Here is a 25,464-nt window from a genome sequence, read left to right on the forward strand (position 1 = left end):
TCGCTAATGGCACGTAAACCGGCACCGCCGAACCCCTACAAGGACACCCTCAACCTGCCCGAGACGGCCTTCCCCATGCGCGCCGGCCTGGCGACGCGGGAGCCGGAGTGGCTGGAGGCCTGGAAGGCCGAGGACCGCTACCAGCGCCTGCGCGAATACTGTGCCGGGCGGCCGCGCTTCGTGCTGGCCGACGGCCCTCCGTATGCGAACGGCTCGATCCACGTCGGCCACGCGGTCAACAAGATCCTCAAGGACGTGATCGTGAAGAGCCGCACGCTGGCGGGCTTCGACGCTCCCTACGTGCCGGGCTGGGACTGCCACGGCCTGCCGATCGAGCTGAAGGTGGAACAAAAGCTGGGCAAGGCCGGGCGCGACGTGGACGCCGCGACCTTCCGCAAGGCCTGTCGCGAATACGCCCAGGAGCAGGTGGACGGCCAGAGCGCGGACTTCCAGCGTCTGGGCGTACTGGGTGACTGGGACAACCCCTACCTGACCATGAACTACCAGGTGGAGGCGGACACCGTCCGGGCGCTGGGCACCATCTTCAAGCGTGGCCACGTGCAGATGGGCGAGAAGCCGGTGCACTGGTGCGTGGACTGCGGCTCGGCCCTGGCCGAGGCCGAGGTCGAGTACGAGGACAAGTTCTCGCAGGCGATCGACGTACGCTTTCGCGTGGTCGACGACATCGACTTCCTGCGCCGCTTCGACGGCATCGACGGCTCGCGCGGCCCAATCAGCGTGGTGATCTGGACCACCACCCCATGGACCCTGCCGGCCAACCAGGCGGTCGCCCTGCACCCGGAACTGAACTACGCCCTGGTGGAGCTGGAACACGAACGCATCCTGCTGGCGGAGGACCTGGTCGAGGACTGCCTGGCGCGCTACTCCCTGGGCGAAGGCCACATCGTGGCACGCACCAAGGGTCAGGCACTGGAAGGCCTGATGCTGCGCCACCCGTTCCTGGAGCGCGACGTGCCGCTGATCCTCGGCGATCACGTCACCACCGAGACCGGTACCGGCGCGGTGCATACCGCCCCCGGCCACGGCCAGGAGGACTATGCGGTCGGGCTGCAGTACAGCCTGCCGGTGGAAAACCCGGTGGGCCCGGATGGCCGCTTCCTGCCCGACACCCCGCACTTCGCCGGCGAGAACGTGCACCAGGCCAACGGTCACGTGATCGACGTGCTGAAGGAGCACGCCGCGCTGATCGTGGCGGTAAAGTTCGAGCACAGCTATCCGCATTGCTGGCGCCACAAGACCCCGATCATCTTCCGCGCGACGCCGCAGTGGTTCATCAGCATGGACCGCGCCGAGCTGCGCGCCGATGCCCTGAAGGCCATCGCCGACACGGAGTGGATGCCGAGCTGGGGCCAGGCCCGGATCCACGGGATGGTGGTCAACCGCCCGGACTGGTGCATCTCGCGCCAGCGCAACTGGGGTGTGCCGATCCCGTTCTTCGTGCACAAGGAAACCAACCGCCTGCATCCGCATACCGCAGAGCTGATCGAGACCATCGCACAGCGCATCGAGCGCGACGGTATCGAGGCGTGGTTTCAGCTGGATCCGAAAGAGGTGTTGGGCGAGAAGGCCGACGACTACGTGAAGCTGAACGACACGCTGGACGTCTGGTTCGACTCGGGCGTGCTGCACTCCACGGTCGTGGAGAAACGCCCGGAACTGGGCGAGCTGCCGGTGGACCTGTTCCTGGAGGGCTCGGACCAGCACCGCGGCTGGTTCCAGTCCAGCCTCCTGACCAGCGTAGCCATGCGCGGCGAGGCGCCCTACAAGGCGGTGCTAACCCACGGCTTCACGGTGGACGAGAAGGGCGAGAAGATGTCCAAGTCGCGCGGCAACGTGGTCGCGCCACAAGAGGTGGTCTCCACCCTGGGGGCGGACATCCTGCGCCTGTGGGTCGCGGCGACCGACTTCTCCGGCGAGATGGCGATCTCCAAGGACATCCTCGACCGCACCGCCGATGCCTATCGCCGCATCCGCAACACGACGCGCTTCCTGCTGGGCAACCTGAACGGCTTCGAGCCGGCCGAACACGCCCTGCCGCTGGAGGATCTACTGCCACTGGATCGCTGGATCGTCGCCCGCGCACTGCAGGTACAGGGCCAGGTCACGCAGGCCTACGACGGCTACCAGTTCCACCAGATCTACCAGCGGGTACACAACTTCTGCTCGGTGGAGCTGGGCAGTTTCTACCTGGACGTGATCAAGGATCGTCAGTACACCACCCAGGCAGACTCGCACGCCCGCCGCTCGGCACAGACCGCGCTATATCACGTGGCCGAGGCCCTGACCCGCTGGGTGGCCCCGATCCTGACCTTCACCGCCGAGGAGATCTGGGAACTGCTGCCCGGCGAGCGTCCGGACAGCGTGCTGTTCGCCACCTGGTACGAGGGGCTGGCGCCCCTGCCGGAAGACGCCACGTTCTCCGATGGCGACTGGGACCGCATCCTGGAGGTGCGCACCCATGTCGCCCGCGCCCTCGAACTGGCGCGCAACGAGCAGGGCATCGGCGCCTCGCTGAATGCCGAGATCGACCTGCACCTGCCGGCCGACTCGACCGCCCGCAGCCTGCTGGAACGCCTCGGAGACGAATTGCGCTTCGTGCTGATCACCTCCGAGGCCCGCCTCGCCGAAGGCGCCGCACCGGAAGCTGCGCATGCCGCGGAACTCGGCGACGGGACGCCGCTGGGCGTGGCGGTGCACAAGAGCGAACAGCCCAAGTGCGCCCGCTGCTGGCACCGCCGCCCGGACGTCGGTCAACACACCCAGCATCCGGAACTGTGCGGGCGCTGCGTCAGTAACGTGGACGGCCCGGGCGAGACCCGGCGTTTCGCTTGATGGGCTTGCGGGGGTCCGGCCTCGGCCCGGGGCTGCTGATCGCGGTGGCCATCGTGCTGGCCGACCAGGTCACCAAGGTCTGGGCGGAGCATGCGCTGACGCTGTTCGCGCCGGTCGAGGTCACGAGCTTCTTTAATCTGTCGCTGGTGTACAACCCGGGTGCGGCCTTCAGCTTCCTGGCCGGGGCCGGGGACTGGGGCCGCTGGCTGCTGACCGGCATTGCCGTGGTGATCGGGCTTCTGATCCTCGTCTGGCTGGCCCGCCTGCCACGCCAGGCCTGGTGGTCGGTGACCGCCCTGGGCCTGGTGCTGGGCGGCGCCATCGGCAACCTGATCGACCGCGTGCGCTACGGCGCGGTGGTGGATTTTCTGGACTTTCACTGGGCGGGCTATCACTGGCCGGCCTTCAACGTGGCGGACATGGCCATTGTTGTGGGGGCGATCACGCTGATCATCGCCACCTTCATCGAGGGCGATCGCAGCCACTCGGGCAACACAGACTAGTCGGGAGCACACATGACCACGGCCACCAAGGGCGCGCACATCGAGATGCACTACCGCCTGATCCTGGAAAACGGCTTTGTCGTGGACGGGACGGGCGAAGAACCCATCACCCTGGAGATCGGTTCCGGCGAAATCCTGCCCGGGCTGGAGGATCTGCTGGTCGGTCTGATCGCGGGCGACCACCGGGAATTTGCGATCGAGGCCGGCGTCATGTTCCCGTTTCGGGACCAGGCGGCGGTACAGCAGATGCCGCGCTCGCAGTTCCCGGCCGACCTGCCGCTGGAAGTGGACTACATCTACGAGTTCAACAGCCCGGCCGGCGATGCCGTACCCGGCCGCATCGAAGCGGTGGAGGACGACACCGTGACGGTGGATTTCAACCACCCGCTGGCGGGGCAGAACTTCACCTTCGAGGTGGATGTGCTATCGGTAAGTGAACCGCAATAGGTCGCAGGAGAGTCTCCTATGAGCATGCAGGCCCAGCTCGCCAATCCGCGTGGTTTCTGCGCCGGGGTGGAACGCGCCATCGAGATCGTGGAACGCGCCCTGGAGATCTACGGCGCGCCGCTGTACGTCCGCCATGAAGTGGTGCACAACCGGCACGTGGTCGGGCGTCTGACGGATGCCGGCGTGCGCTTTGTCGACGAGCTGGACGAGGTCCCCGACGGCCAGGTGGTGATCTTCTCCGCCCACGGCGTGCCCAAGCGTGTGCAGCAGGAGGCCGAACAACGCGGCCTGACGGTGTTCGACGCCACCTGCCCGCTGGTCACCAAGGTGCATCTGGAGGTAGCGCGCTATGCCCGCGAGGGCCGCGAGGTGGTGCTGATCGGCCACGCCGGGCACCCCGAGGTCGAAGGCACCCTGGGCCAGTTCGATGATTCCCGGGGCGGGAGCATGATGCTGGTCGAGACCATCGCGGACGTCGAGAACCTCGAGGTGGCCAACCCCGACCGGCTTGCCTTCGTGTCCCAGACCACGCTGTCGATGGACGACACCGCCGGGATCATCGACGCCCTCACCGCGCGCTTCCCGAAGATCGAGGGCCCGCGCAAGATGGACATCTGCTACGCCACCCAGAACCGCCAGGACGCGGTGAAGGACCTGGCGAAGCAATGCGACCTGCTACTGGTGGTCGGCTCGAAGAACAGCTCGAACTCCAACCGCCTGAGCGAGATCGGCGCACGCATGGGCGTGGAGTCCTATCTGGTGGACGGCGCAGCCGACATCGACCCGGCCTGGCTCGAGGGCAAGAGCCGCATTGGCGTCACCGCCGGCGCCTCGGCCCCGGAGATCCTGGTCAACGAGGTCCTCGACTACCTCCGTGGGCATGGCGTCGACACCGTCTCCGAACTCGCCGGCCGCGAAGAGACCATCACCTTCTCCATCCCCACCGGCCTGCGCCGCGAATCTGCCTGACCCGCCCCGTCCTTCCCTGCGCCGATTTGTTCACCACGAAGCGCACAAAGAGATGAAGAGGGCAAGGCGAATGAACCACAGAGGTCACGGAGATAACCGGGGATGGCTTTGTGGCAGGCAGGAAGCTGATGAGCGCCGCGAATCGCATCGATCCTTTTGAAAGGCCCAAACCCGATGCGTAGCAGAATCTTGTCATCCCGGCCGTAGCGCAGTGGAGAGCCGGGATCTTCCAAGGCTGCCACCGACGCATCGCCAACCCCGGGAGATCCCGGATAACCGCTGCGCGGTTTCCGGGATGACTTCGCTTGGGGCGATGCCCTCTGTGGTAAAAATGCCCATGACCTGCTCCGCGCCTTTGCGCGCTTCGTGGTAAAACCCCGCCCTGGACCTTATTCGGGATACTTAAACGACATGGATGATCGACCCCGTTTTCGGCTGAGCATTCGCTGCCCTGATCAGCACGGGATTGTCGCGCGCATTGCCAACGCAATCGCGAATACCGATGGCTGGATCACCGAAGCGGCCCAGCACACCGATGCCGAGGCCGGCTGGTTCTTCATGCGCTGGGTATTCTCGATGCCCGTCGATGCCGAGCCCGCCCTGCGCGAACGCTTGGACGAACTGGCCCTCGATCTCGGCATGGACTGGTGGCTGGCCGCGGCCGAAACCCGGCCCCGGGTCGTGCTGATGGTCTCGCGCGAGCCGCACTGCCTCAGCGACCTGCTGGCGCGCTGGAGCAATGGCGAGCTGCCGATGGAGATCCCCGCGATTATTTCCAACCACCGCGACCTGGAACCGCTGGCCCAGTGTTACGGCATCCCGTTCGAGCACATCCCCGTGCCGCGCGAGGACCGCGAGACCGCCTTCGCCACCCTGCAGGCGCGGCTCGCCGAACTCGCGCCCGATGCCATCGTGCTGGCGCGCTACATGCAGATCCTGCCGCCCACGCTCTGCGACGAATACCCCGAGCGCATCCTGAACATCCACCACAGCTTCCTGCCATCGTTCGTCGGCGCCCGGCCCTACCACCAGGCCTTCGCCCGCGGCGTGAAGCTGATCGGTGCCACATGTCACTACGTCACCGAAGACCTCGACGCCGGCCCGATCATCGAGCAGGACGTGACCCGCATCCGCCATGACGACGGCGTGCAGGACCTGATCCGCAAGGGCCGCGACGTCGAACGCTGGGTCCTCGCCCGCGGCCTGCGCTACCACCTCGAGGGCCGCGTCCTCACTCACGGCAACAAGACCATCGTCTTCAACTGAGGCGGCACCGGTTAACGCCACCGCCGTTCACCACCCTCCCCGCCTAACGCATCGCCCCCACGGCCGGAAGCGCCTGGCCTAGACTCGAATCATCGATCGGCGGGGGTGGCCCATGAACAGCACGACAAGCACGCGATCCGGCCTTTTGACCCTGCGCCGCCCGGCGCGTACCCGGCAGCGGAAAGGGAGGACGCTAAAACTGCTGGCCACAGCGAGTCTTCTGACCCTGCTGGCAGCCCAGCAGCCGGCCGCTGCCGACGGGCTCCCCGACACCATCGAGCGCATCAAGCCCTCGGTGGTCAGCATCGCGACCCACCAGCCCTCGCGTAGCCCGCGCGCCCAGTACATCGCCACCGGCTTCGCCGTTGGCGACGGGACCCTGGTCGTCACCAATCACCATGTGATCCCGGCGTCACTCGACCACGAGAACCGCGAACAGCTCGTGGTGGTCAGCGGCGAAGGTCGCAACACCTCCCTTCACAGCGCGGAAGTCGTGGCACATTCGGCGAACGACGACCTAGCCCTGTTGCGGATTGCCGGCGACCCGCTGCCCCCCTTGCAGCTGGGATCGTCGGATGCGGTGCGCGAGGGCGAACAGCTCGCGTTCACGGGCTACCCGATCGGCATGGTCCTGGGCACCTACCCGGCGACCCATCGCGCCAGCGTGGCGGCGCGCACGCCCATGGCCATCACCGCACGCCGCTCGAGCGAACTGAGCGAGGCTCGCATCCGGCAACTGCGCGACGGCGCGCCCATGGTGTTTCAGCTGGACGCCACCGCCTACCCCGGAAACAGCGGAAGCCCCCTCTACCGCATCGACAGCGGCCAAGTCGTGGGCGTAATCAACCAGGTCTTCGTGCAGGGCGGACGCGAGGCCGCGGTCGGCCATCCGAGCGGCATCAGCTACGCCGTGCCGGCCGACCGCATTCGTCCGCTGCTGGCGAACGTCCGGGAGTAGCCCGATCCACACCCCAGCACCCCGCCACCCCGATACGGAAGAGGCCATCCCCATGGTAGTGGCCCCTTCCGACGGCACCCGCGTCTATCGTCAGATTCACATCGACGTGGCCCGCAATGCCACGGACGACTTCAACCCGTTCCATGACGGCGACAAGTGGGCGCGCATCCGTGGCAATCCGTTCGGCGGGCCGATCGTGCTTGGCTTCCAGCTGGAGTGCCTCGCCGAGGCGCTAGTCACCCGGACGCGCCTGGCCGAGGGTGAGACCGACAACGCGGAACCATTGCCGTTCCGGGACTACCAGTTCACTTTTGCTGACGCCCTGCGCGTGGACGAGCCGTTCACCACAGAGGTGAAGCCCACGAGGCGGCGACCGGACGAGGCGGGGCGCGAGCAGCCATCCAATCGCATCGTGATGCGCAAGGACAGTGGGCTGGTGCTGCTCGGCCACGTGCGCGACACGTTCGCGCCCCGGGCACTACCCGAGGAGGTACTGGCCCTTCCCGCGAATGGCGACCTCGATCAACTCGAGGATCGGTGCGTGCTGCCGGGCAACGGGTGGTTCCACAAGCGCAAGTTCATGGCCAACAGCAATGCGAAGAACCTGCTGTCGGGTTCACTGGTACGCCAGGCGGACTACTTCGACGAGCTGGAGGACCGCATCAACTTTCCGGACATGTTTCCGGCCGCGCTCATCTCCTGCGCCCTGCTTGAAAGGGCCCACGCCGACGGTCACGATTTCTACCGGGACCCGCTGGTTTACACGGCCCATCACATCAGCGTCGACCAGCGGCTCGCCCGCAGCCTGCGCAGTGCCGAGGCCCTGCACATCCTGGTGAGCCCGGCGGAACACCTCGAGACCGTGGACCGCGGGCTCGCCGGATCCGGCATGGCGCAACGGCGGTATCGCTGCTTCGGGATCCTCTCGGGCGCACGCACCCTTTTCCGCGGCGAGCTACTCCTGGCCCCGCTTGCCGCTTTGGCAATGGAGCCGCCACCGGCCGCCTCGTGATACCGGCACACCCGGGTCCACCGCAATCATGCATCGGGCCTTTCCCGCTTGCCCTTGCGATGCTCCTTGATCGCCTTGCGCAGCAGATGCGGCACCAGCAGGTGCAAGGGCATGCGCAGATAGTGCGAACGGACATACAACAGCCAGCGCGCAACGCCTGACAGGCCTCCATCACAGCTCCAGTGGTGCGGTTTCAGACCACGACGGAAGAGGGCATCCATCAAGGCGAGCAGGGGCAACGCCGGGCGCGCCGGCGCCAGGGCCCGGATCACCGAATCCGGAACCGGGGTTTGCAGGAACTCGTGCCCGTAACGCAGGGCGTAAAAGAGGGGACGTGCCAGGTCCATCTCGAAGGCCCGCGCCGTCAGTCGCTCCCAGAAGGCCGGATCTTCGACCACAAAGTGCCGCAGCAGCGCATCCAGATCCGCCAGATCGCGCAACCCGTTCTCCAGCTCGCCGTCGTGAAACAGGTGCGTCGCGCTGTGCAGGACCATGTCGACCGGAGCCGGGATGTACACACCGGGGTAGCCCTCCAGCGGCAGCGCCGCCTGCCACAGGAGGGCCGGATCGGGGTGCAACCGCGCCGTCGGCGGCAGGATCGTGTGGTGTACATCCAGCACGCTTTTGCGCCGCATGTGCGTCAGCGGCGGCAGTTCATGCATCCACTGGCGGTAATACCGCTGGTCATAGGCATCGTATCCCTCGCAGACCCACCCCTGGACGAACAGGTGCTGTTCCGCCTGCTGGATCTGCGCCTTCGGGACCATGATGTCGACATCCGAGAACTGCCGCCCCCGGGCACAGGGCAGACCGGCCATCACGTAGGCGGCCCCCTTCAGCAGCATCACCGGGATCTGTTCCGGGGCCAGGGCCTCGTGGATCCGTGCCACTTCCCAGCGGACCATGACATGCTGGCGATCCGCCAGTACGCGGGCCGCATGCAGGTGCCGCCGCGGCGCCGGGGGCACGTCCGGCAAGGCCCCGGCATCCTCGATCAACGCCTGTAGCCGCCCCTCCAGGGAGGCGACCCGCGCCACCCGGACCAGCAAGTCCCAGTCCGCCGGGGTCCGCTCACGGACCCCGGCCGGCTCGCGCAGAATCGCGAGCATGTGTACAAGCGCGGGGCGGGTCACGCGCCACCCTCCGGCAACCCGTTCAGCAGGCCCAGGGTGGCGTCCAGGTCCGCGTACTCCAGGTTCAGACATGCACTTTGTTCGATCAGGTCGGCCGCAGCCTCGAAGCCCGCCGCCCCCACCACGCTGTAGTTGAACGACGAGCCGACCAGCCGCTGCAACGCCTCGGCCGGGGCCAGCGGCTCCAGATGGTCACGCCCCCCGACGGCAAAGCGCGGAAACACCAGCCAGGCCGGCCGGGCCTGCTCGTCCATCCGCTCGATGCTTGGGCCCGGCGGCTTCAGGTGGGCCACCGTCCCCTTGCTGGTGTCGTACGAGGAGGGCCCGATGATTGCCTGCGGGTAGCGCTCGCGGATCAGATCAATGGCGGCATTCTTCAGACTGACCGGACGCGGCAACGCCACGAGCCGGCCGGTCTCCAGGGACAGCAGGGCGAACTCGTCCGACAACAACCGCCACCCCGAAAGCGCCAGCGCGGCGGTCAGGGTGCTCTTGCCCGCCCCGGGCTCGCCCGGCATCACCAGCGCCTGACCGTCGCGTTCCAGCACCGCCGCATGGATCATCAGGAAGTCATGGGCATGCTGGGCGATGCACCAGTTGAGGCCCCACTCGAACAGCGGGTAGGCATGGGCCAGCGGCAATGGCCGGAAGGGCGAACGCCCGTCAAGGAAGAAACGCGCCTGCGGTCGCCAGACCGCATGCAGGCCGGAGGAACGCGCGAGGGTGATGTGGAAGTCCGCAAACGGGGTGCCATCCGCCGGCAGCAGCTGGCGGTCATAGAACAAGGCCACGGCACGCTCGATGCGGTCCAGCCGCGAACGCAACCGCACCACGAACGGGCCCACCTGGATGGGAAGGCCGGCACCCCGCAACCCTGCCTTCAGGGTTTCCTGGCCCGTCACGCGCTCCGCGACTCCGGGGCGACCTGGATCAGGTAGTGCTGCCGCAACTGGGTCAGTCCCGCGTGCATCGCATCCTCCAGCTCCCCCTCGGCGGCTTCGTAACGCTGTTCAAGGTACTCGAACAGGGCCGTCGGCGTCATCGGCCCCTCTTGCAGGACCTGGAAGAGCTCGGTGAGGGGCGGTTGCAGCACATGGGTCTCGCCGCAACGCTGGTCATAGACGACCACGGACTCGCCCCATGCCCGCACGTGAGTGGCAGGCAGGGGGATCAGCTCGAGGGGTTCTTCGAAAACGGACAAGTGCGCCTCGTGCACCGTGCGGTCAGGCGTATCCGGGGCAGCAGCGCCCCGGAGGTCAGCGAATGCCCTACTGGTTGGATGTGGTGGTCCGCACTTCCACGCATACGCCCAGTTCGTTGCGCGAGTAGCCATCCTCGCAATCGCCCTGGCTGTTGATCGGACAGAAGCGCTCGTTCATGTAGACGAAGACATTCTTCACCGCCGCGTACTTGTCCGCATCCTCGCGGGCCATGGAATAGGCCTTGACCACTTCGTCCACCGAGGCGCCGAAGTCGATGGAGGTACAGGCGGCGTTCAGCACGGCGCCCACCGCATGCCAATCGAGCGAGCCGCTGCACACACCACCCGCCTGGAGGACCTCCATCAGGGAGGGCGAGCCACTCAGGCACTCCGGCTTGTAGCCGAAGACCTCCTCGAAGGAGGTCGCCCCACCCGGGTGAACGGTGGCGTCAAAACGACGGCACTGGTTACCGGACGGATTGGTCTCGAAGCAAGTCCCAGGCGAGTAGCCGGTGCAGTCCCAGGCAAACCAGTTGTTCTTCCAGAAGCCCGGTGTGCAGCCATCGCCCTCGGTGCACTCATGGTCAATGTTGGAGACGTTGGCAGAGAAGATGTTGCCCGACAGCGAGCACTGACCCTGGGCACCCCAGACCGACTTGGCCGGGAGCGACACCAGCATCGCCCCTCCCAGGCCGGCTGCGGTCAGGCGGCGCCGACTCCGACTACGGGGGGCCGACGAATCCGAGTCGTGGTCCGTAGGGGTTCCGGACGCGTTTTCGCCCTTGCCCTTGAGGCCCTTGCCATCGTTGTGCTCGTGTTCGTCACTCATGCTTGACTCCTCCAGATCCGTACTCGGCCTTGCGCCGTTCGCGCCGGAAAACCCGAAACCACCGCGACCGGCGAATTCTCGGGGGCACAATGCAATCAGACGCTTTCTACCAAGACTTAGCAAGCGTAATGCCACCGCTTCGAATAACGGGTAACTCACTGATATCGAGGGGCCGCCCGCCACACGAAACATCCAACGCGGATCCAGGCACCGACAAGTGCAAAATTTTCCGACAGCTCACGGCACGGGCGGCGCGTCACTCCTTGCGCATACGCAGGATGAACGAATGGCTTAGCCATGCCCCGGCGATCGGTAATGCCTGCAGGAACCCCCGGGTGCCCCGGTTCTCCAGGAGTGGCTGCAGGCGAGCCAGCCGACCGGGGGCCAGTGGCAGCCAGTACAGGTCACCGGGTACAAGACCCACGGACTCCGCGGTAGACCGGAGCGCGGCGGGATCGTCGTAGCGCAAATGCGGTGGGCGGCCCTGGCGATGGCGACGCCATTCGCGAGCCGCAGTGGGCAGACAGCGCAGGTTCAAGGCATCAACCCAGGCCTCGCCACCGGGACGCAGAACCCGGCGGATCTCGGCGAGCGCGGGTGCGGGATCGGACAACGCCTGCATGACACCGAAGCAGAGCACCCCGTCGAACGCCGCATCCGCCAATGGAAGATGGTTGATATCCGCCGCCAGCCAGGGGATCGCGGCATCGCTTCGAGCGCGCGCCTTCTGCAGGGATGGGGTTGAATAGTCGAGGCCCCACACCGCGTGACCCTGCGCCTGCAGCATCCGCGTGTAGGTGCCTGCGCCACAGCCGATATCCAGCCAGCGCCCGGGCGCCAGATCGGCGCTTCGCCACAGACGTTCGAACTGCCGCACGCGACTGTTCAGGCCGCTGTGCGTCCAGCCCGCGATGTCGGCATCATCCTCCAGGCTTGCCCCACGCTCGAGAAAGCGCTGGCGCCAGCGGCGCTCGAAGCCGGTGTCTTTCATGGCACAGCTCCAAGTGCTGTCGACACGCTCGGGCACCCTCTCATTCCTGGTCCTCGCTCACCTGCCCGATGAGTTCGGTCGCTGCGGTCAGTACATGATCGCGGGAAAACCCGGCGCGACTCATCTCGTCGTACAACGTGCGGGCCAGCAACCGGGCCACCCGCTCCGGGGCATGGGTAATCGGGCCCGTGGCCGCCCCCGGCTGACGCCCCAGAGCCAACTGGGTAAAGCTGGTGCGCAACAGCCCCTTCAGACGATGGACCAGCACCGACTGGGCCACAACCAGTGCCAGGATCGACGCCATGCGGAGGTCCTCCTGCGTCAGCCGCCGTCTCCCCTTGGGCGAGTCGATATTGATCACCCCCACCACTTCGGCCTCCAGCACGATCGGCACCGCGATGATGTCGACCGGGTCCCCCCCGTTTTCATGCCACGCCATACTGGCAAATTCGGATCGGTGAAGGTCACGGATCAAGAGCCCCTTGCCGGCACTCGCCACCCGGCCGGCAATGCCGCGCCCCAGAGGCTGGCGTTCGCCATAGGCCTGGCCGGGGAGCTGCCCGTGATGCGCCTGCACCCGCAGACGCGGTTCACCGGTCTCCGGATCCTGCTTCAACAGCATGATCGAGCAGTGTTGGCAGCCCATGGCATGTCCCACCAGCGTGGCCAGCCCGGACAGCCCCTTTTCCAGGGACTCGGCCTCCTCCACAAAATGAGCCAGCTCCAGGAGCCGCTCGTCGAATGCATTAAAGGCCTCTTCCATCCCCCGGCCCCATGGCGGTGTCGTACCGCGAGGTTAACAGCCCGCCCCGGCACGGAATCCGGCCAGCGTTAGCCACGCAAGCAGCCGACCCTAACGCCATCGGGGGCCACTTGATGGTGGCACCTTGCTAGCCGCCACCCCCAGTAACAGGACGAGATAGAACAACAGCGCAATCCGTGGCGAGAAGAACAGTGTGCTGAACAGACCAATGGACAGCGCCCCCGCCAGGGCAGCGGCCGAGGCCAGGGCCACCGCATCGCCGCGGAGGCCGCGGCGCAACAGGAACGCGAGGGCGGCCAGCGTCAGCCAGACAAAGGCGGCCACACCCAGCCAGCCCTGGTCGAAATAGAGCTCCAGCCACTGATTCTCGACGCGCCAGGGCCCGAGGTGATCCGTGGTGAAGTACCAGTGGCGGCCCAGGTGCCGGAAATCGCCATTGGCCACATATTCGCGACCGGCCGAATCCCGGATCTGCACCCTGTAAAATTCGACGACAGACTGCTGACGTGCGTCGACTGCCAGCGACAGCACGAGGCCGCGCTGGAAGGGCCAGGGACGCGTCTCCATGGGATCCAGATCGAAGGGCCACTGGAAGCTCTGACGCCCACCATCGTCCAGCCGCATCCCCTCACTGCGACAGACGAAGGAATGGCGGATGGGCTTCTCGCAGATGAACACCCGGAATCCCGCAGGCCGGTCGCTGGCCGCCTCCACCGTTACGGTAAGGCGCCCGTCACGGGGCAGGCTCACGCGCTGATTCACGAACAGCGAATCGCCGCCCCCGATCTGCAGGCGCGGCACATCACCCTCGTGGGTGAACGCCAGGTTCCCGGGTACGCGCCCGTCGCGGTTACCCGTGCGATAGTGCTCGGGGAAACTGCCGACACCCCGGCCCAGAAGCGGCGCCAGCGGCCCGGCACCGGGTAACTCGAGCGCGGCACGCCAGTGATCCAGGCGACTGCCGAAGTCGCGTTCGATCTGACCCAGGCGCTGTTCGGCAAACCCGCCCAGCGTCGTGCCCGCGATCAGCGCAATCGCCACGACCGGCAACAGCACACCGGCCACCACGGCCCCGGCTGACCGCATGCGCCCATGCATCGCCGCCAGCAGCATCCCGCCCGCCAGCACCGCAACCGCCACCGCGAGCCCCAGATACCCGCCGCGCGAATAGGTCATCGCGACCGCATAGGCGGTCCCGACCGCCAGCACGGCCGATCCGGCGAGCAGTACGCCGGGGCGCTGCCGCCAGCACCAGACCAGGGCGAGCGGGAAGGCCAGCACCAGGAAGGTCTCGATGCTGGGGCCGCCCGCCTGCATCTCGGAGAACAGACCGGACAGGCGGTAGCCACTGTCGAAATCCAGCAGCCCGGGATAGGTGATCCGCTCGCGGACCACGAAGGCCAGCTGAGCCAGCAGGGCCAGCGCCACCCCGGGCAGAAACCAGCGGGTCACCTGCGCCCGTACCGGGATGGGCGCCACGCGCAGCACTGCCAGCAGCACGACCGCCCACAGCAGGCCCTTGGCCACCCGCAAGGCATTCCACTGGTGAGCAAAATGGACCGCCTCGCCCGGGTTCCACGCCACGTTCGGAAACAACGCAACTGCCAGGCTGATCAGCGTGGACACCACCAGCAGCCCCAGCGCCCAGCGGATCCCGCGGGGCAACAGCGATACCCCCGCATGCAGCGTATGCGGGCCGAGCCACAGGGCCACGGCCAGGGTCATCAACAGGAACAGGTCCAGTTCGGATACGAACAGGCGCCCGTGATAAAGCGTCAGGTCCAGGGTGGCCAGGAGCACGGGGATCACGAGCAGCCACGCCTGGGGACGCCACGCCAGAACTGCACCATAGGCCAGCAACCCGGCACTCAGCGCGACCGGCGCGATCGGCCAGGTCACCGCCGCCAGCAAGGTCGCCAACACCAGCAAGCCGGCCAGCGCCTGGCGCAATCGCTGCAGGGTCGCGCCAGGCGGGCCCGACCGGGCCAGCTCCGGCTGCGGGTGCAAATCGCGCGGCTCCGACGCTGCACGGCCGGCCGTCAAACCCGGTGCGACACTGGCCCGGCCGAGCCATTGCAACACGGCCGCCATCGCCCAGGCGGCCAGTCCGGCGAGGACCAGGCTGGCTGGATCTGGACGCGCACCGTCCACGAAGAGCTTGGCGGCCTCGACCACCAGCGCCAGCACCACCCCCGCCACGACAGCCAGGAGATTCAGCGCCGCCGGCTGCATGGGATGGCGAAGCTGCCACAGCCAGACCAGGAACCCCAGCGGGGCATACATGGCCAGGTGCAGCGCGGTGCTGCGCAGGGCATGGATCTCGTCCACGTGATAGTGGTAGTAGAACGGCCACAGGTTCAGGTTGTCCCACTGCGCCCGCACCGCCTCCACATCGGCATGAAACGGGCCGAAGCCGTGATTCAGCGCGACCAGCAACAGCGCGTACGCCAGGCCACTCGTCACAAGGAGCGGCGTGGCGAACTGCTGCAACGCGCGGATTACGCCGTGAGGATGCCCGGGCAGACGCGGGAACAGGACCAGGCCGATGCCCATCCCCAGGGCTCGCAACAGTACGGAGCGCCCCTCGGCAATGCCCGACAACGTGACCAGGTTCAGCAGCTCCAGGAGCCCCGCCAGCAGCAGGGACAGCGGGATCCCGGCCCCCAGCAGCGAAGCTCCACGCCGGTGCAGCCACAACGCCAGGAGCAACCCCACCGGCACGCTGGCGACCACCTCGAGTGTCAGCCAGCTGATACACCGGACACCGCCGGTGCAGGCCCCGGCGGCTACCCACCAGCCCCAGGCATCGGAGGCCAAACGGGCCCGCAGTTCCTCGGGGGCAAGCACCAGGTCAAAGGGGACGAAACCGACCAGCACATAGGCCGCGGCATATACCACCAGTCCGGCGGCCAGGGTCTGCGGGCCCGCGCCTTCCAGCACCCGTCGCCAGCGCGCCAGCGGGTCGCGCAGGGCCAGCCAGGCGAGCGAACCGGCCACGGCCCCGGAAAAATTACCGGCAATGTCGGCACCCGCGGGGTGCCGGTAAGGCAGCCAGACCTGCAGGAACTCCACGCTAGCCGTAACGGCCAGCCCCAGGGCCGCCACGAAGGCGAACACCGTAAGAGCCGTCAGTCGGTTGCGGCGGCCATGGGTCAGCCACGCGGTCCAGAAGAACCCCAGCGGCAGGAACATCAGGGCATTGGCCATGAACTGCTGGCGGCCGCTGGTCCCGGGGCCGGTCAGGCTCATGCCGCGGTAGATCTCCCAGGCACGCTCCAGACTCACCGAGCCGAATTCGAACGGCAGCAGCGTCAAATAGATCGCCGCCCCCAGCGACAGCCAGGCCCACAGCGCACAGGTGCGCAGGGACAAGGGCTCGTCTGCATTTGCCATCGCGTTCATGCGGCGCTCGGGGATGGGGCCGGGTCATCACTGTATACCCGGTGGAGTCCGCAGAGCAGTAGCACACAGGAATCGCGACAAGCGTCACGAACCTTTACACCGACAAGGCCGAGCCCGCTCGTATGCCGCGTTAAACACCGACAAGTCAGTCACTTGCAGCGCAATGGCACACTTTCTTCTTTGGCCGGGGTCCAGGATTTCAACAAGGGAGTCACGGCATGAAAGGACCGCTCGCTATTGCACTGATCGCCGCGGGGGCGATGTTTGCCGGAACATCGGCCCAGGCCGCGTTCATCACTTATTTCGGAGAGGATCTGAACAACTCGGCAACCGTCCCGTTGTCCTCGACCCCCAACTCCGATGCCGCCGAAAGCGCCTTTCTCGGGTCACTCAGTGGCGTCGGGACCGAGGACTTCGAAGGCTTTGCCACCGGGACCGGCGCGCCCCTGAACCTCACCTTTCCGGGCTTTGGTGGCGGCTCACTGGACGCCACCCTTACGGGGGACGGCCGCATCAAGACCGTCTCCGAGGGTAGTGCCTACTTCGGTCGTTACTCCGTATCCGGCACCAACACCTGGCGGGCCGATGCGACAGGAGACGACGGATTCGGCGTGGACTTCGGACAGGACATCGCCGCCTTCGGGTTCTACGGGATCGACATCGGTGATTTCGGCGGGCAACTGCTGATCAATTTCAACTTGAGCTCGGGAGGCGTCCACCAGGAAACCGTCCCGCACACCGTGGGATCAGGCGGGTCTACGGACGGCTCGGTCTTCTACTTCGGCGCCATTGCCTCAAGCGAGGACTTCCTGTTCACTTCGCTCGACTTTGACCTGGTCGAAGGCCCGCAGACCGACATCTTCAGCTTCGACAACATGACCATCGGTGAACTCGAGCAGGTAACGCCGCGAGAACCCGTGCCCGCGCCGGGAACGCTCGTGCTGTTGGCCAGCGGGCTGCTGGTGGCCGGATCGATGCTCTGGCGCCGCAAGCAGTCCGACAGCGGCAACTGAAACACCCACCACGGAAGATCTTCGACGGGCGCTGCACCACCCGTCGAAGATCGTTTCGTCGAAAAACCGGGGCGACACCGAACGATGGATTCGATGCCTCCCTGCGAGTGCACCCCGAACCGCGGCTACAAGCGCAGGTCGGTCGTTTCCCGCGGGAAGACCGATTTCACGTCGAAGATCACCGACTCCGGGCGTGCCAGCGCCCGGATCGCCTCGATTCCCATCTGCAGGAATTCGAGGTGCGGCACGGCGACGATGATCGCATCGAACTGCCCCGGGTCCGGGGTCTCGGTCACCGGGGTGATGCCGTACTCGTGCTCGGCCTCGGTCGGGTCCACCCAGGGGTCGAAGACGGTTACCTCGGCGTTGTAGCCGGCCAGGGTGGCGTGGATATCGATCACCCGGGTATTGCGCAGGTCCGGGCAGTTCTCCTTGAAGGTCAGCCCCATCACCAGGATTCGCGCCCCCACCGGGTTGATGCCCTTGCGCACCAGGGCCCGCACCGTGTTGTCCGCGATGTGGGCGCCCATAGAGTCGTTCACACGGCGCCCGGCCAGGATCATTTCCGGGTGGTGCCCCACCGCCTGGGCCTTGTGGGTCAGGTAGTACGGGTCCACGCCAATGCAGTGGCCGCCCACCAGGCCCGGCCGGAACGGCAGGAAGTTCCACTTGGTCCCGGCCGCCTTCAGCACCGCCTCCGTATCCAGGCCCAGGCGCTCGAACAGCAGCGCCAGCTCGTTGATCAGCGCGATGTTCACGTCGCGCTGGGTGTTCTCGATCACCTTGGCGGCCTCGGCCACGCGGATGCTCTCGGCCTTGTGCGTACCGGCGGTGATCACCCGCGCATACAGCGCGTCGACGAAGTCGGCCACCTCCGGGGTGGAGCCCGAGGTGACCTTCATGATGGAGGTGACCCCGTGCTCCTTGTCACCCGGGTTGATGCGCTCGGGGCTGTAGCCGGTAAAGAAGTCCTGGTTGTGCACCAGCCCGGATTCCGCCTCCAGGATCGGCACACAATCCTCCTCGGTCGCCCCCGGGTAGACGGTGGACTCGTAGATCACCGTGTCACCCGGCTTGAGCACCCGCCCGACACTGCGGCTGGCGCCCAGAAGCGGGCCCAGATCGGGGCGCTTGTGCTGATCGATCGGCGTCGGCACCGTCACCACGAACACGTTGCATTGACGCATGACCTCCAGATCCGCCGTGTACGTCAGCTTCGGCGTGGCCGCGAGCTTGTCCGGCTCCACCTCGCGCGTGCGGTCCACCCCGGCCTGCAGTTGCCGCACCCGTTCCGGGTCGATGTCGAACCCGTGTGTGGGCCAGTGATGTCCGAATTCCACGGCCAGTGGCAGGCCGACGTACCCCAGACCGATTACACCGATGGTGACTTCATCCAGCGCGGGAAGCGTGTGCATAAGATGTCCGTTCTCATAGCCAATGTGAGGGAGGGCCCCGGGCCGGATGCCACTCCGTGCTTGTACGTCGCCGCCGGCGCTTGCCGCCGGATCACCGACAGGGCGCGCAGCCGGGGACGCGCGGCCCGATCCCATCCACGCGCCCGGGGTTGGGCCCCGGCGGCCCGCCATAGGCACCCCAGACCACCCGCTCGCGCAGACGGCCATTGTAGTCACGATTCGCACCCGCGACCGGGGCCGAACTCACGCTGCCCGCACGCTCGGGCAGAGCACCCTCGCGGGGATACAGATCCAGCGCCGCCAACCCCGCATCCGGGGCCAGCAGGTAGTGGACCGCATCCTCGCGCGACGTAGTGAAATTGTCGTCACCCGCGATACCCCCGGAGAGCTGCAGCGGGTCCCCGGCAAACACGGCATTGCCCGCGACTACCTGCCGGTAGGCACGGTCCGGCTCGTCCACGCGAATCCCGAAGCCAGTGGCCAGCACCGTGTTGTTCACGATGCGGACCGCGCGCGGCACGTGGTTGTGCGGGCGGATCACCATCGCGTCACCGGCATCGTTCACGAACAGGTTGTCGTGGAGCTCGATGTGGCCTTCGCCCTGGAACAACCGCTCATGCGGATTCTGATAAAACAGATTCCCGGCAATACGATACCGGTCCTCCGACCCCGGGCCGGTGGGCGGGAAATGCCCCACCAGCAGGTTGGGCCGTGCCCGTGCCCCGTCGCTTCCGCGCTCCGCCTTGCTCAGCACGTTGTAGCGAATGCGCGTCTCGTACGGTTGAGACGGCATCCCCGGGATCCCGTCGCGATCCGTCTGATGCTTGATCTGGATGTTGTACCCAAGGGTGCGGTGCACATGGTTGTGCTCGATCACGCCAGCAACAAACGGACTGGTCCCGTCCGGCTGCCCGAGATACATCCCGGTCCCCACATCGTGGATCTCGTTGTGCCGGATCACCCAGCCCCGGGCCGGTACCCGCGTGGTGATCCCCGTGTTGCCCTGCGAATGGTCGTAGTGGCGGATCGTCAGGTGCTCCAGCGTCACGTGATGGACCCCGTCGCCCCGCGCCTCCGCCACCACCCCGGCGACCGGCTCACCCCCGCCATCCAGAGTCAGATGCCGGATCACTACGTACTCGGCATCCACCAGACTGATCGTGTTCTCCCCGCGCCGCCCGCGCAGGATGGCGGGCGCCCCATCGGTCGGCCCGCTGATCACGATGGGCCGCTCCGGCGTCCCGCGCACCCCGCGCAGCCGCAGGGAACGCGGATAGCCCCCCGTTTCCAGCCGCAACCAGTCACCAGGCTCCAGCGCAGCCACCGCCGCTCGGTAATCCCCCGGCCCGACCTGAACCACATTCCAGCCCCCATCCGACAGAGCAACGCCAGAGCTCGCCGGGGCGGCCGGAGCGACGGTATCGGCAGTGGCCACCGGCACCCCAAGCAGCAAGACGCACGGTGCAAGCGTTGCGCAAAGCCACGGATGCGGTGCGTGCCCGAAGCGCCTCATCACCGTCCGTCACTGCCAGGAATCTGGATCAATGCAGCCCACCCCTCAATCGTCTATCAGGTCCAACGATGATCACTTCCCACCTGGTTGTCATGCACATGCCAGCATCCCGGACCTAACGAGCCATTCACGAAGGGCGCCGCGCGTTCCAGCCGAAACGATAAAGTGATTCGACAGGGATCCGGACCGGGCCGTCGAACCCGACAAGGATGCCGAGCCGCGCCCGTTGGCGTCGTCGCGAGCGGGCCCGCCCATGCGCCCACAGGATGTCTCGACAGCCCATGACTCCCCAACCGCAATGCGAAATCCTGTGCGTGGTCGGCGCACGGCCGAACTTCATGAAGATCGGCCCGGTCATGCGCGCCCTCACGGACGCCGGCATCACCGCCCAGCTCGTGCATACCGGCCAGCACTACGATCCGGCGATGAACGAGCGCTTCTTCACCGATCTGAACATCCCCTATCCGGACATCAACCTGGAGGTCGGTTCCTCCTCCCACGCCGTCCAGACCGCCGAGGTCATGAGCCGCTTCGAACCGGTACTGGACGAGCTGAATCCGCGGGCCGTTCTGGTCGTGGGCGATGTGAATTCCACCATCGCCTGCGCTCTGGTCGCAGCCAAGAAGGGCATCGGCGTCATCCACGTCGAGGCCGGCCTGCGCAGCTACGATCGACGCATGCCGGAAGAGATCAACCGGGTCCTGACCGACCAGATATCCGATCTGCTGTTCACCACCGAAGGACACGCCATCGACAACCTCGCCCGCGAGGGGATCGATCGCGAGCGCGTCCACTTCGTCGGCAACGTGATGATCGACACCCAGCTCCACAACCTCGAGCGGGCCGTGCCCTGGGACGAATCCCTGCAATCCGCGGGTATCGACCCGGCGCGCTTCGCCCCGGATGGTGCCTATGGCGTTCTGACCCTGCACCGCCCCTCCAATGTCGACGAGCCAGCAATCCTCGAACGCCTGATCACCACCCTGGCGGGCATCGCCCGCGAGTTGCCTCTGATCTTTCCGCTGCACCCCCGTACCCGTGACCGGCTGCAGGCCTCCGGGCTGGAGCACCACCTGAACGAGTCGGCCATCGCGGTACTGCCGCCAGCGGGCTATCTGGAAATGCTCGGCCTGATGAAGGATGCGCGGGTGGTCCTCACCGACTCCGGCGGCATGCAGGAAGAAACCACCGCCCTGGGCGTGCCCTGCATCACCCTGCGGGAGAATACCGAGCGGCCCATCACCATCGACGCGGGCACCAATGTCCTGGTCGGACACGACCCGGAACGCCTGCAAGCCGCCTTCCGTGACGTCATGGACCACGGGGGCAAGAAGGGCCGCGTACCGCAGTACTGGGACGGCCGGGCCGGGGAGCGCATCGCGGCCGTCATCGCCCGATGGCTGGGCCACGAGCCACGCGCCCGCGCCACGGGCTGACCGCCATGCTGCTGCGCTCGCTGCTTTCCCTGATGTCGCCCGGCGGCGCCCGCGCACGCCTGTCCATCCTGATCTACCATCGCGTGCTGCCCGCACCCGACCCGTTGTTGCCAGGCGATCCGCACGCTGGCGACTTCCGCTGGCAGATGCAGCTCCTCGCCCGATCCATGAACCCGCTTCCGCTGGACGAAGCCGTGGACCGTCTCCGGGCGGGGACACTGCCGCCCCGCGCGGTCAGCATCACCTTCGACGACGGCTATGCCGACAACGCCGAGGTCGCCCTGCCCATCCTGCGCGAGGAAGGCGTCCCGGCCACGTTCTTCATCGCCACCGGGTATCTCGACGGCGGGCGCATGTTCAACGACACCCTGATCGAGACGGTGCGCCGCCTGCCGAAAAATGCCGACCTGGGCCCGGAAGGCCTCGGCGAATGGACGCTGGAGACCCACCACGACCGGCTAAAGCTGATCCACGCCCTGATCGGCCGCTTCAAGTACCAGCCCGCAGAGCAGCGTACTGCCGGCACCGAGGCACTGGCCCAACGTTTCGGGATCAAGCCGCCGAACGACCTGATGATGACCCGCGCCCAGATCCACGAGCTGGCAGCGGCGGGCATGGGGATCGGCGGGCACACGGCCACTCACCCGATCCTGACCGAAGTGGATGCCGCGACCGCCCGCGCCGAGATCCAGCGCGGCAAGGCCGATCTGGAACAGATGCTGAGCCGCCCCCTGCGCCTGTTCGCCTACCCGAATGGTCGCCCGGGCCGCGACTACGCCGCCGAACACACCCAGATCGCGCGCGATTGCGGCTTCGACGCCGCCGTCTCCACCGCCGCCGGAGCCGCACGCGCGGACTCCGACCCCTTTCAGCTTCCGCGCTTCACACCCTGGGACCGCACACCCCTGCGGTTCGGCCTGCGCCTGGCCCGCAACCTCGCCGAACCCCGCGAACGCCAAGCGGCATGACCACGCGCATTCACATCACGGTCGACACCGAGTTCAGCATTGGCGGGGCCTTTGCCGATCCGAAGAATCGGACGCCGGTCGGGCCGGCATCCGTGTACTGCGAGCGCCAGGGCCGCTCGGAAGGCCTGGGCTATCTGATGGCAACCCTGGAACAGCACGGCATCCGCGGCACCTTCTTTGTCGAGACCCTGAACACCTGCTATTTCGGCGACGAACCGATGGGAGGCATTGCGCGCGAGATTGCCGCGCGCGGGCATGACGTGCAGCTCCACCTGCACCCCTGCTGGACGTACTTCGAAAAGCCGGACTGGGCCCAGTGGCTCGAGATAGACCCGCCGAACGACGACATCACTCGCCGCAGCGAAGACGAACAGGTGCGCCTGATCCAGATGGGCCAGGACACGTTTCGCCGCTGGGGGCTGCCCGCCCCCGGCGTCCTGCGCACCGGTGGACTCAAGGTCGGACTGGGCGTGTACGCGGCGATGCGCCAATGCGGCATCGGGATGGCCTCGAACATCGGCCTCGCGATCTTCCGTCCGCACGAACCAGAGTTGCAGTTGTTCGCCGGGCACCACGATATCGACGGCATTCGCGAGTTCCCGGTCACCACCTACTCCGACTTCCGCTGGCCCGGGCGGCGCCACCACAAGACCCTCACGATCACGGGCTGCTCCTGGCCGGAGACCCGAACCGTCCTCAAAAATGCCCGCGCGCAGGGGGTTTCGGATATCGTGGTCCTGACCCACCCGTTCGAGTTCGTAAAGCATCAGGGGAGCGCGGCACGCCCACCAAAGCTCGACCACGTCAATCGCCACCGCCTGGAACGGCTGTGCGCATTCGTCGCGGAAGAGCCCAACCTGGAGGCGGCCTGGATGAGTTCGCTGGGCAACGAGCCGGCGACACCCCATGAGGATACGCTGGATGTGCCCGCCTACCGCGCTCTGGGGCGAATCCTGGTCAACCGTCTCAATCACGCCCGGGTCGGGGTGTAGGCATGCAGACCCGGGCGGAGACCCAGCGCAGCGATGATGCCCGTACAGCTGGGTGGCAGCTGCGCGAGGCCTCTCCAGGCGAGGCCTTCGCGCCCCCGGCACCGGGCACCATGATGGAACATGACCCGGAGTGGCTGCTCGCCATCCGGCACCCTGGCCACGGCGCCGTGCTGCTGGCCAAGGGGGGCGACTCTCGCCAGTTACCGATCTATGTCCACGACGGGGCCCTCAGCTTCGTCCTCGGTGGCATGGCCCTCCGCCGCATCGAGATCCGCCGTTACGTACTCACCGGCAACCTGCCCGACTGGTCACAGGATGACCTGGTCGCCATCCTCGGCGAGTTGAGGGGCCTCCTGGACCGCCGCAGCGTGGTCTTCCTGATCGGTGTGGTCGAAGGCGAACCTCTCTGGCAGGCGCTGCAATCGGCCGAGCTTCGCCGCCGTTACCACGTGCTGCAAAGCGGACGGACTGACATACGCCGCAGCGTCGACTTGCACGCAAGTTTCGACACCTACCTGTCCAGCATCCCTCGCGATCATCGCAAGGACCTGAAACGGCGGGAGCGTCGATTCGACCGACAATTCGGGCCCAGGGCCGAAATCCGGGTCATGACCCGCGAAGACGAGCTGCGCTCATTCCTAGAGGAAGTGGGGCCGGTATCCCGTCGCACCTATCAGCACCGTCTCCTGAAAATCGGTGTGGGGCCGGGCGGTGCGATTGAACGGCAATTGCTGGCGGCTGCAAGCAGAGGACGCGCCCGTTGTTATGGCCTGTACATCGACGACGCGGTAATCGCCTGGAGAATTGGCTTTCTCCATGGTGGGACGTACTTCAGCCATCACGTGGGCTTCGATCCGGACTATGCCGAATGGACGCCGGGGATCGTGCTGCACGTCAAGTCGATCCGGGACCTGGTCTCGCTGCACCCCGCCGTCCGCCGCATCGACCTCCTCTACGGTGACAACCCGGCTAAGCGCAAGCTAAGCAATTGCATGCACCATGAGGGAAAATTTTACCTGTTCCCCAAGGACTGGCGTGGCACACTCCGTTACGCCACGCTCGGTTTGTTCAACACCTTGTCCGACAAATTGGCGTCACTCGCCAAAGGCTTGCACATCAAGGACGGGATTCGGCGTCACCTGAGGCAGCGCTGACCGAAACGATCCGCAGACCCTTCGTGCCCGCTCCCGGGGTACCGAGCAGCCGACCGGACAAGGTGCTGACGATGAGTCCCGCCGCCCCCCAGCCCGCACTTTGGAATGCCCGCCGGGAGGCAATGTTGGTGGAGCGGATATGGCAGTACGCGCGCCCGTAGCCTTCCCGAAACAGCGCCCCACAGGCATGCCGCAACAGTGCCTGGGCATACCCATGGCCGCGCTCGGCTTCCGGCGTATACAAGAAGGAGACAAAGAACGCATCGGCCGGCAGGGAGAACCGCAACGGCATCGGCGTCGAGACATCGAACGCGCCGAACTGCACATTTAACTGCGACACGATCCGGCCATCCACCTCCATGGCATAGATGCGACCACCCTCGCGCAACAGACGCCGGGGGGACCGGCCGGTATGGCCCGCGATCGCCCTGGCCTGGTCCTCCGGCAGGCCATCAAATCCGGGAACATCATGGAACTGGTGATAAAACGCTCCCGGTAAAGCCCCGTGCAAACCCTCGGTACCTGTAGCGTCGGCGCCCAGTTCATAGACCCAGTGAACCTGAATACCGGTCAGGCGCTTCAACAGCCACAGGGTGGATGCCTCGAATGTAACTGGTGACAGGTGCAGTCGGCGCACGAGCGATTA

General features: G+C 66.6%; 22 protein-coding genes. 12 read left to right on the forward strand and 10 right to left on the reverse strand.

What is annotated here, in order from left to right:
* Positions 1–6: 6 nt before the first annotated feature.
* From ileS to D579_RS0106930, 7 genes are all read left to right on the forward strand, one after another.
* A complete protein-coding gene (gene ileS, locus D579_RS0106900) occupies positions 7–2,853 on the forward strand; it encodes an isoleucine--tRNA ligase (protein WP_018951516.1) in 2,847 nt (948 codons plus the stop codon).
* Positions 2,853–3,356 (forward strand): signal peptidase II, encoded by a 504-nt coding sequence (gene lspA / locus D579_RS0106905; RefSeq protein WP_018951517.1) that lies wholly within the window; start codon positions 2,853–2,855, stop codon positions 3,354–3,356. Before ileS ends, lspA begins: the two co-directional genes overlap by 1 nt.
* A gap of 12 nt (positions 3,357–3,368) precedes the next feature.
* Entirely contained in the window at positions 3,369–3,803 is a 435-nt protein-coding gene (locus D579_RS0106910; protein ID WP_018169270.1) for a peptidylprolyl isomerase, read from the forward strand.
* 18 nt (positions 3,804–3,821) lie between these two features.
* The gene (gene ispH, locus D579_RS0106915; protein WP_018951518.1) at positions 3,822–4,772 is read left to right on the forward strand and encodes a 4-hydroxy-3-methylbut-2-enyl diphosphate reductase; all 951 of its coding nucleotides are present in this window, start codon (positions 3,822–3,824) and stop codon (positions 4,770–4,772) included.
* Between the two features lie 411 nt (positions 4,773–5,183).
* On the forward strand, positions 5,184–6,038 hold the full coding sequence (gene purU / locus D579_RS0106920; RefSeq protein WP_018951519.1) for a formyltetrahydrofolate deformylase: 855 nt from the start codon (positions 5,184–5,186) through the stop codon (positions 6,036–6,038).
* Between the two features lie 112 nt (positions 6,039–6,150).
* Complete coding sequence (locus D579_RS0106925) at positions 6,151–6,996, forward strand: S1C family serine protease (protein WP_038050265.1); 846 nt, start codon at positions 6,151–6,153, stop codon at positions 6,994–6,996.
* Between the two features lie 52 nt (positions 6,997–7,048).
* Positions 7,049–8,008 (forward strand): hypothetical protein, encoded by a 960-nt coding sequence (locus tag D579_RS0106930; protein ID WP_018951521.1) that lies wholly within the window; start codon positions 7,049–7,051, stop codon positions 8,006–8,008.
* 26 nt (positions 8,009–8,034) lie between these two features.
* Here D579_RS0106930 and D579_RS0106935 read toward each other — a convergent pair whose 3' ends face one another.
* The 7 genes from D579_RS0106935 to D579_RS0106965 all read right to left on the reverse strand — a co-directional run bounded on the left by D579_RS0106935 (position 8,035) and on the right by D579_RS0106965 (position 16,327).
* Positions 8,035–9,117, reverse strand: coding sequence for a nucleotidyltransferase family protein (locus D579_RS0106935; protein WP_018951522.1), 1,083 nt, complete (start codon positions 9,115–9,117; stop codon positions 8,035–8,037).
* Between the two features lie 20 nt (positions 9,118–9,137).
* Positions 9,138–10,043 carry an HprK-related kinase A gene (locus D579_RS0106940; RefSeq protein WP_018951523.1) on the reverse strand — a complete coding sequence of 302 codons (906 nt, stop codon included), beginning with the start codon at positions 10,041–10,043 and terminating at the stop codon, positions 9,138–9,140.
* Complete coding sequence (locus tag D579_RS0106945; RefSeq protein ID WP_026289460.1) at positions 10,040–10,342, reverse strand: HPr-rel-A system PqqD family peptide chaperone; 303 nt, start codon at positions 10,340–10,342, stop codon at positions 10,040–10,042. The genes D579_RS0106940 and D579_RS0106945 overlap by 4 nt, the downstream gene beginning before the upstream one ends.
* A 67-nt stretch (positions 10,343–10,409) precedes the next feature.
* Positions 10,410–11,171, reverse strand: coding sequence for a hypothetical protein (locus D579_RS0106950; protein WP_018951525.1), 762 nt, complete (start codon positions 11,169–11,171; stop codon positions 10,410–10,412).
* Positions 11,172–11,427: 256 nt separating this feature from the next.
* Positions 11,428–12,162, reverse strand: coding sequence for a class I SAM-dependent methyltransferase (locus D579_RS0106955; protein WP_018951526.1), 735 nt, complete (start codon positions 12,160–12,162; stop codon positions 11,428–11,430).
* A 40-nt stretch (positions 12,163–12,202) separates the two neighbouring features.
* Positions 12,203–12,925, reverse strand: coding sequence for a GAF domain-containing protein (locus D579_RS0106960; protein WP_018951527.1), 723 nt, complete (start codon positions 12,923–12,925; stop codon positions 12,203–12,205).
* 90 nt (positions 12,926–13,015) lie between these two features.
* Positions 13,016–16,327 carry a VanZ family protein gene (locus tag D579_RS0106965; RefSeq protein ID WP_026289461.1) on the reverse strand — a complete coding sequence of 1,104 codons (3,312 nt, stop codon included), beginning with the start codon at positions 16,325–16,327 and terminating at the stop codon, positions 13,016–13,018.
* Between the two features lie 218 nt (positions 16,328–16,545).
* Here D579_RS0106965 and D579_RS0106970 point away from each other — a divergent pair, with 218 nt between their 5' ends.
* The gene (locus D579_RS0106970; protein WP_018951528.1) at positions 16,546–17,340 is read left to right on the forward strand and encodes a PEP-CTERM sorting domain-containing protein; all 795 of its coding nucleotides are present in this window, start codon (positions 16,546–16,548) and stop codon (positions 17,338–17,340) included.
* Between the two features lie 125 nt (positions 17,341–17,465).
* Here D579_RS0106970 and D579_RS0106975 read toward each other — a convergent pair whose 3' ends face one another.
* Both D579_RS0106975 and D579_RS0106980 read right to left on the reverse strand, forming a co-directional pair.
* Positions 17,466–18,755, reverse strand: a complete 1,290-nt coding sequence (locus tag D579_RS0106975; RefSeq protein WP_018951529.1) for a nucleotide sugar dehydrogenase — start codon at positions 18,753–18,755, stop codon at positions 17,466–17,468.
* A 91-nt stretch (positions 18,756–18,846) separates the two neighbouring features.
* Positions 18,847–19,977: a hypothetical protein gene (locus D579_RS0106980; protein ID WP_026289462.1), complete on the reverse strand. Its 1,131-nt coding sequence runs from the start codon at positions 19,975–19,977 to the stop codon at positions 18,847–18,849.
* Positions 19,978–20,549: 572 nt separating this feature from the next.
* Here D579_RS0106980 and wecB point away from each other — a divergent pair.
* Genes wecB through D579_RS0107000 form a run of 4 tightly spaced genes read left to right on the forward strand, consistent with a single transcriptional unit; the run spans position 20,550 to position 24,818 of the window.
* Positions 20,550–21,704, forward strand: a complete 1,155-nt coding sequence (gene wecB / locus D579_RS0106985) for a non-hydrolyzing UDP-N-acetylglucosamine 2-epimerase (RefSeq protein WP_018951531.1) — start codon at positions 20,550–20,552, stop codon at positions 21,702–21,704.
* A 5-nt stretch (positions 21,705–21,709) separates the two neighbouring features.
* Positions 21,710–22,672, forward strand: a complete 963-nt coding sequence (locus tag D579_RS0106990; protein WP_018951532.1) for a polysaccharide deacetylase family protein — start codon at positions 21,710–21,712, stop codon at positions 22,670–22,672.
* A complete protein-coding gene (locus tag D579_RS0106995; protein WP_018951533.1) occupies positions 22,669–23,664 on the forward strand; it encodes a hypothetical protein in 996 nt (331 codons plus the stop codon). Before D579_RS0106990 ends, D579_RS0106995 begins: the two co-directional genes overlap by 4 nt.
* 2 nt (positions 23,665–23,666) lie before the next feature.
* Complete coding sequence (locus D579_RS0107000) at positions 23,667–24,818, forward strand: GNAT family N-acetyltransferase (RefSeq protein WP_018951534.1); 1,152 nt, start codon at positions 23,667–23,669, stop codon at positions 24,816–24,818.
* Here D579_RS0107000 and D579_RS0107005 read toward each other — a convergent pair.
* Positions 24,781–25,455: a GNAT family N-acetyltransferase gene (locus D579_RS0107005; RefSeq protein WP_231376842.1), complete on the reverse strand. Its 675-nt coding sequence runs from the start codon at positions 25,453–25,455 to the stop codon at positions 24,781–24,783. The genes D579_RS0107000 and D579_RS0107005 overlap by 38 nt on opposite strands.
* Between the last annotated feature and the right edge of the window lie 9 nt (positions 25,456–25,464).

It is taken from the genome of Thioalkalivibrio sp. AKL12, assembly GCF_000377925.1.
Taxonomy (GTDB): Bacteria; Pseudomonadota; Gammaproteobacteria; order Ectothiorhodospirales; family Ectothiorhodospiraceae; genus Thioalkalivibrio; species Thioalkalivibrio versutus.